The organism is Shewanella kaireitica (assembly GCF_023284045.1).
GTDB classification, from domain to species: domain Bacteria; phylum Pseudomonadota; class Gammaproteobacteria; order Enterobacterales; family Shewanellaceae; genus Shewanella; species Shewanella kaireitica.
In genome coordinates this window covers 454,537-467,816 of sequence record NZ_JAKIKQ010000003.1, presented here as the reverse complement: position 1 = coordinate 467,816, position 13,280 = coordinate 454,537, and the positions used below count along the sequence as shown (strand labels likewise).

10 protein-coding genes are annotated in these 13,280 nt (G+C 40.9%); 6 read left to right on the top strand and 4 right to left on the bottom strand.

Annotated elements, in window-relative coordinates:
• Positions 1-12: 12 nt before the first annotated feature.
• The 3 genes from L2730_RS06880 to L2730_RS06870 all read right to left on the bottom strand — a co-directional run bounded on the left by L2730_RS06880 (position 13) and on the right by L2730_RS06870 (position 3,305).
• Complete coding sequence (locus L2730_RS06880) at positions 13-1,167, bottom strand: hypothetical protein (RefSeq protein WP_248973911.1); 1,155 nt, start codon at positions 1,165-1,167, stop codon at positions 13-15.
• A 418-nt stretch (positions 1,168-1,585) separates the two neighbouring features.
• A complete protein-coding gene (locus L2730_RS06875) occupies positions 1,586-2,926 on the bottom strand; it encodes a DEAD/DEAH box helicase (protein ID WP_248973910.1) in 1,341 nt (446 codons plus the stop codon).
• A 127-nt stretch (positions 2,927-3,053) separates the two neighbouring features.
• Positions 3,054-3,305 carry a hypothetical protein gene (locus tag L2730_RS06870; RefSeq protein WP_248973909.1) on the bottom strand — a complete coding sequence of 84 codons (252 nt, stop codon included), beginning with the start codon at positions 3,303-3,305 and terminating at the stop codon, positions 3,054-3,056.
• A gap of 177 nt (positions 3,306-3,482) precedes the next feature.
• On the opposite strand from L2730_RS06870, the gene L2730_RS06865 reads away from it, so the two are divergent.
• From L2730_RS06865 to L2730_RS06850, 4 genes are all read left to right on the top strand, one after another.
• Positions 3,483-5,777, top strand: coding sequence for a penicillin acylase family protein (locus tag L2730_RS06865; protein ID WP_248973908.1), 2,295 nt, complete (start codon positions 3,483-3,485; stop codon positions 5,775-5,777).
• A 306-nt stretch (positions 5,778-6,083) separates the two neighbouring features.
• Positions 6,084-6,584 carry a hypothetical protein gene (locus tag L2730_RS06860; RefSeq protein ID WP_248973907.1) on the top strand — a complete coding sequence of 167 codons (501 nt, stop codon included), beginning with the start codon at positions 6,084-6,086 and terminating at the stop codon, positions 6,582-6,584.
• A gap of 177 nt (positions 6,585-6,761) precedes the next feature.
• Entirely contained in the window at positions 6,762-7,751 is a 990-nt protein-coding gene (locus tag L2730_RS06855; RefSeq protein WP_248973906.1) for a lipid A deacylase LpxR family protein, read from the top strand.
• 158 nt (positions 7,752-7,909) lie between these two features.
• On the top strand, positions 7,910-8,539 hold the full coding sequence (locus L2730_RS06850; RefSeq protein WP_248973905.1) for a TetR/AcrR family transcriptional regulator: 630 nt from the start codon (positions 7,910-7,912) through the stop codon (positions 8,537-8,539).
• Positions 8,540-8,778: 239 nt separating this feature from the next.
• Here L2730_RS06850 and L2730_RS06845 read toward each other — a convergent pair whose 3' ends face one another.
• Positions 8,779-10,410 (bottom strand): sensor domain-containing diguanylate cyclase, encoded by a 1,632-nt coding sequence (locus L2730_RS06845; RefSeq protein WP_248973904.1) that lies wholly within the window; start codon positions 10,408-10,410, stop codon positions 8,779-8,781.
• A gap of 1,259 nt (positions 10,411-11,669) precedes the next feature.
• Here L2730_RS06845 and L2730_RS06840 point away from each other — a divergent pair.
• Entirely contained in the window at positions 11,670-11,978 is a 309-nt protein-coding gene (locus L2730_RS06840; protein WP_248973903.1) for an MFS transporter, read from the top strand.
• An 11-nt stretch (positions 11,979-11,989) separates the two neighbouring features.
• Complete coding sequence (locus L2730_RS06835; protein WP_248973902.1) at positions 11,990-13,213, top strand: HlyD family secretion protein; 1,224 nt, start codon at positions 11,990-11,992, stop codon at positions 13,211-13,213.
• The last annotated feature ends 67 nt before the right edge of the window (positions 13,214-13,280 follow it).

Here is a 13,280-nt window from a genome sequence, read left to right as displayed (position 1 = left end):
CGTTTTAGCAATTCATTGTTGCTTATTCTCAACTTTGCTCAGTAGCAACATTGTTTCATCTTTTAGTTTAGTAAGCTGTTTTTGGGTGACAATATCTACTGACTGCTTGACGTATTTATAAGCTGCCGAATAGTTATATTCTATTAATGCCAGCCGCGCTAAGTTATTTAGTCCAATCACTTGTCCAGCTTGATCTCCGACCATTTTATGGTAGTCCACAGATAACAGGTATTGTTGGCTTGCAGTGTCATAGCGGCCGAGGCGTTGGTTGACGTAACCTGCCCACGCCGCAATATATGCCAGATATAGCCAATCTTGGGAGTTTGCCGCATGGGTGCGACTCAGCGATAAGGTTGAAAGTGCTCGCGTTAACTCTGCTTGCTCAATGTAACTTTTAGAAAGAGTTAAGCCGAGTCTCGCTGATTCTCGGCGGTTATTGATTGAATTAGCCTGTATTAACCCAGTGTTGACTAACTTATCGGTTTTGGAGTAGTCGCCTTTTTTAAGCCGTATTTCGGCTTTTTGTCTTTGTGCTATGAGGTTATTTTCTTCAGCCACTAATAGCTCATCTAGCAGTACTTCAGCGTTGTCTAGCTCACTATATTGCAGCTGCTGCAGCGCTAAAATCAGTAACTGGTTATCAAAAAAGTATGTACTAGTTATATTTTTAGCACTGACTGCCGCGCCGGTTTTTTGGTTAATTAGTTTGGCAAAATCTAGGTAAAGTGACCTCATATCTTCAGCGCTAACTTGTCCAGCTTGTTGAAGGTTTGGGCCGTAAAGGTGATAGTTAAGATGGTAGCTACCATTCTCTTTAGATAAGGTTGTTTCTGCGACTAAAGCTGCACCTGACTGAGTCAGTAATTGCGACAGTTTCAGCGGTCGAGTATCTTCAATGTAGCTAGTATTTTGCGCCAATAAATTAATCACATCTTCAACTTGAAGTATGGGGTAGGTATTAGATTGGTGTAGCAGGGCTATGAGGGATTCCTGTTGTGCATATTGTTGCCACAGCCCTGATTGAGTCGTTAAAGCTGACTTGACCGGTAATACAATGACTGCACCTTTTTTCATCGGGGCGAATTTATCTTGCGGGTAGAATATAAACCCTAAAATCAAGATAGTTAGCGCAATGACGACAACAAGCTTAATACGAAGATGACTCATTAACTATGATCCTTGAATAGTGCTTTCTGAGTGTTTCTGGCTTCCGACTTCTGCAACGAATAAACTCATAATGGAATAACCATTGTGTCATTTATCCGTCTTGAATTAGTTCGGCAAAAACACTCTGTGTAGACCAACTTCTTATACTGATTAGTATTACTAATATTAGTTTAAATATAATAAGCTTCACTGATCTTTTTCGGCTAGTTCAGCGCTGCTTATTGGCCCTTTGTAGGGATATGTAAGAGAGTACTATTTAACATGGTCGCCAACATATTAAAAAAGATAAAGATACGGTGTTGTGTTGGCGTTAACAGGCTTTATTTGAAAGACAAAAGATCCATTTGAAATGAATGCCTTTGAACATGGAGTGAACCTTTTTAAAAAGCCGCTTAAAAAAGCGGCCTTGATGATGTGTTTATGTGTTCCAAGGGTTAGGAGGTAGCTTATTACTGCTATCGCGAAGGTTATTTTTGGAGCGGTTGCTAGCGCCTTTATTATCATTGCGCTTCTTAGATGATGAAGAGCCTAAGCTAGATTTGGATTTGGACTGTTCGCTATCCTTGCTGTTCTCTGTCATCTTTTTAAATTTAGGCTTAAAGTTCAAGACTGATATCGGTACCTCTTTTCGAGGAGCAAAACCTTCTATCTCCCTTCTTTCAAGCAGGTGGCCTAGGCGACTTTCAATCATGCATAAGTTTTTAAAATCATCTTTAGAAACTAAAGATACCGCTTCACCATTGGCTCCAGCGCGGCCAGTTCGACCAATGCGGTGGATATAGTCATCAGCGGGGTAGGGGAGATCATAGTTAATGACTAAAGGTAATTCATCGATATCGAGACCTCGAGCTGCAACGCCAGTGGCTATTAATAATCCAATTTCTCCAGCCTTAAAGTCTGAAAGGATATTTTCTCTAACCTCTTGGCTTCTACCACCATGGATACACTCGGCAGAAATGCCACGCTTTTCGAGTTGGCTTACAAGCTTTGCCGCACCTTGTTTAGTTTCAATAAAGATCAGCGCCTGCTGCCAATTGTTTTCCTTAATCAGGTGGCTCAATAACGCCGATTTTTTATCTTTATCTACTGTGGTTAGCCATTGTTCAATTTTAGGCTTGGAATCAGTATTGGCGATAACTGATATTTCAACAGGCTTATCAATCGCTGTTTTGGCTAAGGCTTTCACTTGATGTGATAGGGTCGCTGAAAAGAGTAAGCTTTGTCTGTCTGCTGGCAGCTTATCCATGATCTTATCGATGTCTTCGATAAAGCCCATATCGAGCATTCTATCGGCTTCATCAAGCACCAGAATATCTAACTCATCAAAATGAATCGCTCGTTGGGTATACATGTCCAGCAGACGACCTGGTGTAGCGACTAATATGTCGACCCCATCTAACAGACGCTGGCGTTGTGGCTTGGCATCTACGCCACCATACATTGCCATTGAAGTCAGTGCTAAATGTTTACCGTAAAGCGCAATGTTGGCTTCAACCTGCACGGCAAGCTCGCGAGTGGGCGTCAAGATTAATGCTCTAATTCGCTTTTTACGTTGGGTCTGCGATTGACTAAGGAGCTGCAGGATAGGTAATACAAAGCTTGCCGTTTTACCTGTGCCTGTTTGCGCTGCGGCGATCAAGTTTCGCCCGCTTAAGATCACCGGAATGCTCTTCGCTTGGATTGGAGTAGGGCTGGTGTAACCTTGTTCGGTTACTGCGGTAACGATTGGATTGCTTAATCCAAGCTTAGAAAACGGCATGGTGAGTCTCAGTTATCAGTTGTGATATTGCGTATTGCAGGTTTTAGCGCCGAGTTATCACGGTCGCTGCAATAGATTATAACAGTATGTAGCTATAATCGGGTGATATTGTTCTTATACATAGCGGCTATTTCATGCTGACCTTACCGCCGACAAATTTATAGGCCGGAGCACCGCGAATGAGTGTATCTCTGGCAAATATCTGGCCGCACTTTGGGCAACTACAAGCCGTCGTAGTGTAGTCGGTGACAATACGTTCTTTAAAGCATTTTACTAATGCGCCTTTGCCGCCTTTTCGGTACTTAAAGAGGATGGCTCTGCATTTAGCACAAAATATCTCAACAGTTTGCGTTGGCCCTTTTTTATTGGGTTTTGCCATGGTTTAACTTTACTTTTTTATGTTGCGGATGATTTTGCCATATCGAGTAGAGCGCTGTCGCGGTTTAATGAGTCAAACTAGCTTTTGAATAATTAAAAAGAGTGTTTAACAAATTAGCAACCCAGTTTATGATGATTGATAAATAGGAATTTTGTCAAAGTTATTACAGGTAAGTAAATGATAAAAATAGTAAAAATATCGGTCGTAACGCTACTGTCCATAGTGTTCGTATCTGCAGTTTCAATATACTTATTACTGTTTATGAGCTTGCCTAAACTTGATGCATCGATTAATAGTGACGCCATAAGTAATGACATCACTATTGAACGAGATCGCTTAGGCACGGCCGTGGTGACGGCTGATAGCCGCCAAGATGCTGCTTACGGATTAGGATATGCCCACGGACAAGATCGCTTTTTTCAAATGGATCTGCTGAGGCGAAATTCTGCGGGTGAGTTATCAGAGATATTTGGAGAGAAGGCTTTGCTGTTGGACAAAAGCCGTCGTTTTCACCAATTAAGAAAGCGAGCCAATGGTATTGTTGCTACATTATCAAAGGATCATTTAGCGCTTTTGAAAAGTTACGCTCAAGGGGTTAATGATGCTGTTGATACCCAAGCAATAAGTAGCTTTGAATATCTCGTTACTGGCGCAAAGCCAAGACCTTGGGAACCAGCCGATAGTCTGTTAGTGATCTACAGTATGTATTTAGATCTGCAGGGCAATACTATCAAGCGCGACCTAACTCTTACCTATATTAAATCGATATTTGGCGAGCAGATGCTGGACTTTATTACTCAGCCTAGCCGCTATCAAGCAGCGCTCGATGGCAGCTTAATTGATTTGCAGCAACCAGTGATCCCATTGATATCACCTCAGTATGTCGCTCAGGCTAAAACCAAACCGATAACAGAAACATTGGATATCGGCAGTAATAATTGGGCGGTAACGGGAGAGCTAACCGAAAATGGTAAGGCAATGCTCTCTGATGATATGCACTTATCTTTTGCTGTGCCTATCATTTGGTACCGTGCACAGCTTAATTACTCTCAAAGTGATGAGGATATCAGTATTACTGGCGTATCACTGCCGGGGGCTCCAGCCATAGTGGTTGGCAGTAACGGTCATGTGGCTTGGGGTTTTACCAACGCCTACATTGATACTGCTGATTGGATTGAAATTGACAATAGTTCAGATCTGACATTCGAAAATGAACAGATTTTACTGCCTGATTCTTCCGTTGAATATAAGATACTGATGTCTGAGTATGGACCCGTGAAAGGAGCATTAGCACAGCATTATGCATTGTCTTGGGTCGGGCATCGGGATTATGCGGTAGATATGTCTTTGGTTGAACTCGATAAAGTAAAAGACGTGCAGCAAGCGATAACCATAGCTAATAGCATGGGGATCCCAATTCAAAACATGATGCTAATTGATACTGCAGGTAATGCAGCTTGGAAACCTGCAGGTGCTTTCCCATCAAGAACAAATCCAAGTGATGTTGCAATTAAGGAGTCAGAGTATCAAGCCGATAACTGGCTTATTGATCATGCAGGGTTACCAGAAATGATTAATCCACAAAGCCATCGATTGTGGTCTGGTAATTCCCGCGTAGTATCAACAAAGCAACATGAAGTGCTAGGAGACGGTGGCTATGCGCTTGGCGCGCGCAGCTCACAGATCCGAGACCGTCTCTTTGCTGGAAATAACTTTTCTGTCGATGATTTCTACCAGTTGCAGTTAGATAATGAAGCTCGTTTTTTAACGCCTTGGCATCAGCAATTAGTGACCCTTTTAAATACTCAGCCAAAGCGCTTTGCTAAGGACCTCGCTTATTTAAATAATTGGCAAGCATGCGCCTGTAGTGATTCTGTCGGATATACGTTGGTAAGACAGTATCGACAGCGACTTATTGATAGCACTTTTGCACCGCTTGAAACGCAGCTAGGTCTGTCTTCACAAAGCTTGTCGCCGGTTAAACGCTATTTGGAACCTGCTATGTGGCAACTCATAGACGCTAAACCCGCATCTTGGTTACCGACTCCATATGCAGATTGGTCGGAGTTTATGATCAGCAGTTACCGACAAAGTAAGCATCAACTATTAGCGACTTACAGTAAAGACGATGATATGGAAGATTTAGCATGGGGGCACGTTAATCAATTAAAAGTACAGCATCCTTTCTCTAAACAAATCCCGATATTAAGTGCACTGCTCGATATGCCAGTCGTTAACGGTTTTGGTGATAGCTATATGCCAGCAGTTCAGGGAGCTTCATTTGGCGCGTCCCAGCGATTTATTGTGCAAGCTGGCGATGAGGAAAATGGCGTGTTAACCATACCTGGCGGCCAATCAGGGCACCCATTATCTGATTTCTATCGGTCAGGCTTTGCCGAATATGCCGCTCAGCAACAAACCCCTTTATTACCAGGTAAATTATTGCACCGAATAGAGGTAAGCGCTCAATAGCTGATAAGGCTTTTTAGCAGGATTAAGGGCACTTTTGCCCTTAATCAGTGGTGGATTTGCAGAAATGTGAACTTTTATTCGCAAATTGGCTTTTAATTTGAAAAGGATTTAATCCTAATAAGTCGCTGTCAATCAGTTTATATGTTTGCTTTTTTTGGTCTGGTTGAATATTCATTCTAGAAAAGTGCATATGCAATTTGGTAATAACTTATTTCTTGTAGTTAGCTTCCCTTCGTAGCGCTAAACAATCGCCTGTATCTTTGTTAGTATTGGATACAAATAATTACACTTATGAATAATTACGCAATGAACCTGGCTACATACCTTGTTATTAGTGTGGGACTGCTAAGCTTATCTGCATGTCAAAAAGATCTCACTTTTCAGATTGCACTCGCAGCCGAAAGCACTCGCTTCAGCACGGATACTCAACAGGAATCAGTGGCTTGTGATATTGGTATTTATGCAATCAATGAGATGGAATTTGGTGTAAAAGTTGCCCCTGAGTTGACTATATTTACTGACGATGAAAAGTACACAATGAGAATTAAGTCATGGGGTGATGACTGGGATTATTTAGTTGCTAAAGATGGCGATGAAACCAGCAAACAGGGCTTATGTTTTAAAGAGATAAATCAAAAATCTTTTAGTTGTGATGAGGTCATGTCTGCCTTAGCAAATGAGCAGTACGAGTTGACACTCAACCGCTGTGAAAAACTCGACCAATCTCAGGTAGATTGCAATATTGATGTGGAGTTAGCCCAAGAGGGGATTCGATTTAAAAAAGATGAGAAGTTGACTCGTCTTTGACTCTCTAATCATGACTTCTATTGAAACGATGTTAGTGTCATTTCTGCGATCTATAAGAGGAAATGCGACTTATTTACTTCGCCCTTCATAAAGCCTCACCTATAATTACTCTACCTCTCCTTAGAACCTTGATATTGCGTGCAAAAACATACTTTATTATTTAACATTTGTGGCTTAATGCTTTTTTGGCATGCTGCAGCTGCCAGCGAAACAGAGTTTAAGCCAAGTCACTGGGGGCAGTTTACCTTTGAAAATGATGCTTTCGGCGTAATTGAGCCTACTGATGATGGTTACAGTAATGGTGTGGGGTATGCGTGGGGTGACTCTGCTGTTCAGGGGTTTGACGATATTGATATGCCAGCTTGGATCCGTGCTGCGAGTGGTTGGAGTTATATCAATCAGGGCCGTAACGGGCAGTACAGCATTAGTTATGCCATCTTACAGGGCATGTTTACTCCGTCAGATCTAGATACCTATCAGTTGCTTACTGATGATAGGCCTTATGCTGGAGTGTTGTTGTGGCAAGCTAAATTACGCCAGTATGATGACAATGTCGCTACAAGCCTTGCACTTAATTTAGGGGTCGTTGGTCCAGCCTCATTAGCTCAACAAACTCAAAGTATGATTCACGCGGTTATTGATGCTAGAGATCCTCAAGGTTGGGATAACCAACTTGAGAATGAAGCTGTGTTTCGCATTGAGTCAGAATACTTACATCGCTTTGGTCACTTAGCGCTGACAGATAATGTGGCAACAGATGTGAGTTTTTACAGTCAAGCTGGACTGGGAAATTTACGCACTGATGCTGGCTTCGGTTTAACATTTAGGATCGGCAGTGGCCTTGATGAAACCTACGCCAGTATTAATCCAACCGCATCGCATAGTGCTAATCCCTATGCTTATATGTCTGATAAAGGTTTTAACTGGATGTTGTTTTTTTCAGCTTATGGTGGCTATGTGCTAAATGATATTACGCTTGATGGTAATACTTTCAAAGATAGCCACTCTGTTGAATTGATCAATGAGCAAGGTCAATTGAGTATGGGGTTTGCCATGCGGTGGGGGAGTTGGGGGATCTTATTTTCAACGCTGCGCGGTAGCGACCATTTCGAAGGACAAATATCTGACACCAATTATGGCGCCGCAAGCATAAGTTATCATTATTAAGATCTAGGCATATTACCTATTGGTTGACTGTAACACCCAGGCTAATACAGCGTAAACACTAATGGCAAGTTAATAGGCTATGTAGTCTGGTAGCTAGTCTATTGCATGGGATAATCTGCTATTATGCCCCTCTAAATTTTACTCAAATGTCCTAAAGTATGTCCACTGAACGTGATTTAGCGCCGAAACAACGGCGCAGTTTAGATACTCAGAAAAATCTATTGAAAGCATTGCACATCTGTTTAGCTGATAAATTCTTCGAACATATTAGTATTAAAGATATCGCTGATACCGCTGGAGTTTCAGTGGGTACCTTCTATCGTCGCTTTAAGGATAAAGAATCACTATTGCCATTGTTGTATCAGGATTTTGGTCATGATTTGATGGTGTGGGTTAGCACAATGGAAGCTGAAGAGTACCAAAGCTTACATGATGCTTTGGTGCAAATGGCTAACGCGACTTATGTTTTTTTATTAGAAAAGGAGAGTGTATTTCGCACATTGCATTTAAATTCGAGGCTTCATTCTGAAATATTAGCGTCAGATAAAGTGGTGAATAGAGATGTCGTTTATCAAAAACTATCGGCGATTTTATTGCGTTTTGACAAGGAGATCAGCGCAGTCGATAAATCGCAAGCAAGCGACATCTGTGTCTATATGATGATAAATACCTTGCTGGACAAAGTACTTTACCCTGGGTTAACACCAGCTACTGCTTGCAGTTTAACTGCTGCCGAGTTTACCAAAGAGTTGCCAGAAGTACTATTTGCTTATTTAGCAAAGTCATAATGTTAACGCCATTTAGAATGCAGCGCTCAATCTACGCCAACTGACTTGCAATAAAGGGAGCAGTGTCTTTGTATGGAACCAAGTAAAGCAAAACAAGTTGCACTTATTGCCTTGTGGTTTAACTGCTAGCACGCTGTAGCAATTAACATAGCTTGTACTACTTCATGGTATTTATATCAATGGAAGTGCATCCGCAGTGCTGCTTGCAGTAAAGCCTGAACTAGTCCTTTATTTAATTGTTAATCCTCATCAGTAGAGGTGACATCATTAGCCATTATGGTCACCTTATAATATTGATTACGTCCGTTTTCCTTCGCTTGATAAAGTGCCTTATCAGCCATCTCTGTAATCTGTTTACCTGTCACAAAGCTGCTACCTTGATAAGAGTGGTTGGGCATAGGTAGAACTTGGCACACACCAAAGCTGACGGTGATATAGTCGCTGACTTCTGAGCTTGGGTGAGGTAAAGCTCTATGCTGTAACGACTGTAATATTTCCGACAATTTACGCTCTAACGGGGCAAATGGAATATCACTGTAGAGCATTATGAACTCCTCTCCACCAAAGCGTGCGCACATATCTTCAGCTCGCTTAAAGTGTTGTTCTAACATCTTAGCGACCTCTTTTAATGCTTCATCCCCCGCTAAATGCCCTAAGGTATCATTGTATTTTTTAAAGTAATCGATATCGCCCAAGATGAGCGTAAAACCGATATTTTGTCGCTTTAACAATTGAATTTGTGTTTCTAGGTGTAGTTCAAAAGCACGGCGGTTGGCTATTTGCGTTAACTCATCGACATAAACTTGGTGGCTAAGCAGAGTATTTTGCCGCTGTACTGTGCCCATTAGAGCGTTAAAATGAAACGATATTTTTCTAAGTTCAGTAATGATGTAGTTCTTAGGCAGCTCTTTATATTTTTGTTTTTTGTCCATCGCTTTGATATTTCGGGCAAGACGTTGAACTGGGCGAATAATAAATCCTGCGAGTAAAAGGTAAACAGTAATTAAGAGCACTATCATGGCGAAGACTAAGCTAATCATGCCAACTCCCCAAATCGATGGCGCTTGGCTATTGGTATGATATAGCGTCAATTTCAGTATTGCCTCTCCTTTAGTGTTACGAATGACTCTTTGGGAAAAGGGTAATATTTGAGTCAGTTTTACTTCTGCATCCCAATCTTTAAGGCCTTTAGCTTCTTGTTGACTATTGATGGGCGTCATTACAACTGGTGTTGCTGTAAATTGTGAGATCTCATCAATCAGTTTTTGGTTAATCAAGCGTATGAATACTAGAAAGCCATTAGAGGGTAAACTTTTATCTGATAATAATATTGGGGTTGAGCTATACAGTGCTGGGCCTGACTGAGTTGATACCACTCCTGTTTTAGCTAAAACTTTTTTGCCATTATAAGGAGTATCGACGAGTACTCTATTTTCAGGAAATGTACCAAACTGGTGGAAGTTAAAGGTTAAATCATGTTTGTTTTTGTGGTGGAAGCCTTTTGAATATAATAATTCTGCTTGGCTATTTAAGATAAAAACGCCGTCAATCTCTAAACGGATAAATGTATCATTTAAAAAGTTTTCAACCAGATAACGCAAACTATGCTTAGAGGTCGGTTGTTGTACATATTCAAAGGTTTCATCCCAAACCGCATAGTCATAATTAAGGGTTACCATAGGTTTATTGATCCGCTTAATAGCAAAAATCATGCTGTTAAGCTCTCTTTCTGAAAGCTTTAACATAGTCGCTTCAAGTTGTGGTATTTGAATAAAAAAGCGATAGCTGAAAATCACCGCTGTGAATAATATTACGATGATGGTAAATACTCTAATTTGTAGTTGATTAAAGCTCAAGGTTCTCAATGTCAATTAGGCGCCTTTAAGAACAGCACATTGAGTGCTATAGGATGATGTCAATATGAGTTAATTGTAGCAGTGGCTGGATAATTCGCTTTGTTACAGGCTGGAAAGGCTGGTTGATTGCAATATTGCCAATCTTGGCGCCTGCTTGTTTCGTACAATCCCGCTTTTAGGTAGTGACAAAACCCAAGCGATTCATTTAAACCTGGAAGGATTACAGCAGCACTACAGCTTAGTTTGTTGCAAAATTTAGAGGCTATTGCTACAGCGGCTAAAGTAAAGATAGCAAGTGGCTTCGATAGGTTTTATCGGTACTCAGGTCTTTTCCTTCGATGACTAAGTGCTCTTTCTCGACATATTCTACTTTGGCTAAATTAATTACGCTTGAGCGGTGGAATAGTACAAAGTCTCGGGAGGGCAACATGTAAGAAATTCGGTCAGACCTGAATAGTATAGAGTCGCAATAGGCTACTGCTGAGTTGATTTTGGTCTCTATCACTCGCTGAAAAATGTACTGACAGGTAGTCGTTTTGAGACCGGATGTGGTTGATTTGTGGGCTGTTAATCCTGCGGCGCAATTGACCTTCCTAGACGAAAATATATTTTTGGGGCGTGTCCTGAGTCGTAAGTTGTTGCGTTCTATGGCGCTATATGACTTTATTAATAGCCTTGAGAAAACGCCCTAACATTACAGGCTTTAATAGATACCCTAAGACATCCAAGGCAAATTCCTCGGCTGTATACTGTTCGTGCACAGTGACAAGGAAGGATGCCATAGGATGGGTTAAGATTTTGAGTCAGCTCTACGCCACGTAAGCCCGGCATATCAACATCGACAATAATGAGAACGACCAAATTGTTTTGAATAAAACTGACTGCGAGTAAAAGGGTCGGAGAATGAGGCATTAACTTTAATTTCACTTGTTTGGCTACAGTATTTTTTGAGTAGTTCAAGGGAGTATGTTCATCGTCTATCAGTACAGTTTTTAGTGACCACTACAATGTTACTTGGGATGAGGGATATATTAAGTAATGGAAATCGTATTAGATGACTATATTCCATTGAGCAAAGTATGAAATCTGCTCCGATTAATCAAAACACTGATCATAGTGTTATTTTCTGAGTTGTTTTGTTGCTAAGTCGTCACTTAGTAACAGAGCGATTCTATCAAAGAACCCAGTCTTAAAGTCACTAAGCCTCCATTCACTATCTTAATTGTAGTGCAGCCTACAAACTATCTACATTAATTTTCATCGAGGTAATGTATATGAGTTTAGTGAGTATGCCATTTGTTGAAACGGGGGTAGACACAGGGCTACATATAGCTGCGACTGTCGTTATGGTTGGGGTTATTGCCATGTTAGCCATAGGTTTTTGGAAGGTTCATGAAATTCCCATTGATAAAGCGCACCGTAGTGAACACCAGCAAATTGGTTTGATAACTGTGCTCACCTGGATCGGCTTTGTTTGGCACTGGGTATGGATCTTGGCGGTAATTATAGCATTTGTTGATGGCGAACAAGCCTTGCGTAAAGTCAGGGATATCTGGTTTGAAAATCAAGCCGACAATAGCTAAAGGGGAAGGTTATGATTGAAGGTTTAGCAGTTTGGGCACTACTTATTTATATATTGCGATTGGTAGGAATGCCTTGGAATAAGTTCACAAAGTCATTTTCTTATGCAGGTGGAACCCTATGGTTGCTTTTTGTTTGGGTTGGTTTACTTAACTATACCCCTATGGATATGTCTGGCGGCTCCCTTGTGCAATCACCGCATATACAATTAAGACCTGCATCTACGCAGATTAAAGGGAATATAAAATCATTATTCGTAAAGCCTAATGAAAGGGTTAAAAAAGGGCAATTAATATATGAACTTGATGATAAACCCTATCAAATATCGGTTAATCAAGCACAAATTGATGTGAATACTCAAAAAGTTGAGATTTCAACTTCACAAAGAGAATTATTGGTAACGAATGAAAGATTAGCGTTGGTTAAGCTCGACATGCGAATTATTCAATCTGAATATGTCGCTGCTGTCGATGATCTTGCATGGAAAGAGAAGACATTAGAGCGCTATAAGAAGCAAAACGCTAAAGTGCCGGATACAGTGACAAGAAGCCTGCTAGATGAACAGGTAAATATAATTACAAAGGCTATTTCTCAAGTGGAAAGACTCAATAGTGAGTCACGGAAAAATATGGCCTCTCAGGTTCAGGCTGAACTTGAAATTGATAAGTCCGAGCTGAAAGTTGAGAAGCAGCTTGCGGAATTAGCTCGCGCAAAAGAGGTGCTAGCACAAGCAAAATGGAACCTTGAAAATACTAAGGTTTATGCACCAGCAAATGGCTATGTGACAAACTTTATTTTACGAGAAGGACAGTACGTAGGCGCCGCACCTCGGCTGCATATGTATACCGATGAGAAGTATGTACTAATGAGAGTTAATCATCAGGCAATTAGAAATGTAAAAGTTGGACAAAGTGCTGAGTTTGCTAGTGCCGTTTATCCCGGGAAAGTATTTAATGCTGTTGTAGAAGGCATAATTGAAGCAACGGGGGAAGCTCAGGGCTCGCTTATTGCTAAAGAGGATGGAGTGCGACAGACAACGATTAAGAACATGACAAATAAACATCACTTTGTACGCTTAAAAATTGATGAAATACAGGGGAGAGATCTACCTGTAGGTGCAGCAGGCTTAGCTTGGGTTGCTGCAGAGAAGCCTATTACATTTCTAAACTTTTTAGATGTTATAAGAGGCGTGATAATTCGTATGAAGGCACAGATATTTTTCTTTTATTCAATGTAGTTATACAGACTGTGTAAATAATCTAACACTCAATTTTTGGTGTTGGGTTATTAAATTTTTTATAGCA

Coding starts and splice junctions, on each gene's coding strand:
- L2730_RS06865 (WP_248973908.1), top strand. CDS start 3,483: ATGATAAAAATAGTAAAAATATCGGTCGTAACGCTACTGTCCATAGTG.
- L2730_RS06855 (WP_248973906.1), top strand. CDS start 6,762: ATGCTTTTTTGGCATGCTGCAGCTGCCAGCGAAACAGAGTTTAAGCCA.
- L2730_RS06875 (WP_248973910.1), bottom strand. CDS start 2,926: ATGCCGTTTTCTAAGCTTGGATTAAGCAATCCAATCGTTACCGCAGTA.
- L2730_RS06840 (WP_248973903.1), top strand. CDS start 11,670: ATGAGTTTAGTGAGTATGCCATTTGTTGAAACGGGGGTAGACACAGGG.
- L2730_RS06880 (WP_248973911.1), bottom strand. CDS start 1,167: ATGAGTCATCTTCGTATTAAGCTTGTTGTCGTCATTGCGCTAACTATC.
- L2730_RS06860 (WP_248973907.1), top strand. CDS start 6,084: ATGAACCTGGCTACATACCTTGTTATTAGTGTGGGACTGCTAAGCTTA.
- L2730_RS06870 (WP_248973909.1), bottom strand. CDS start 3,305: ATGGCAAAACCCAATAAAAAAGGGCCAACGCAAACTGTTGAGATATTT.
- L2730_RS06850 (WP_248973905.1), top strand. CDS start 7,910: ATGTCCACTGAACGTGATTTAGCGCCGAAACAACGGCGCAGTTTAGAT.
- L2730_RS06835 (WP_248973902.1), top strand. CDS start 11,990: ATGATTGAAGGTTTAGCAGTTTGGGCACTACTTATTTATATATTGCGA.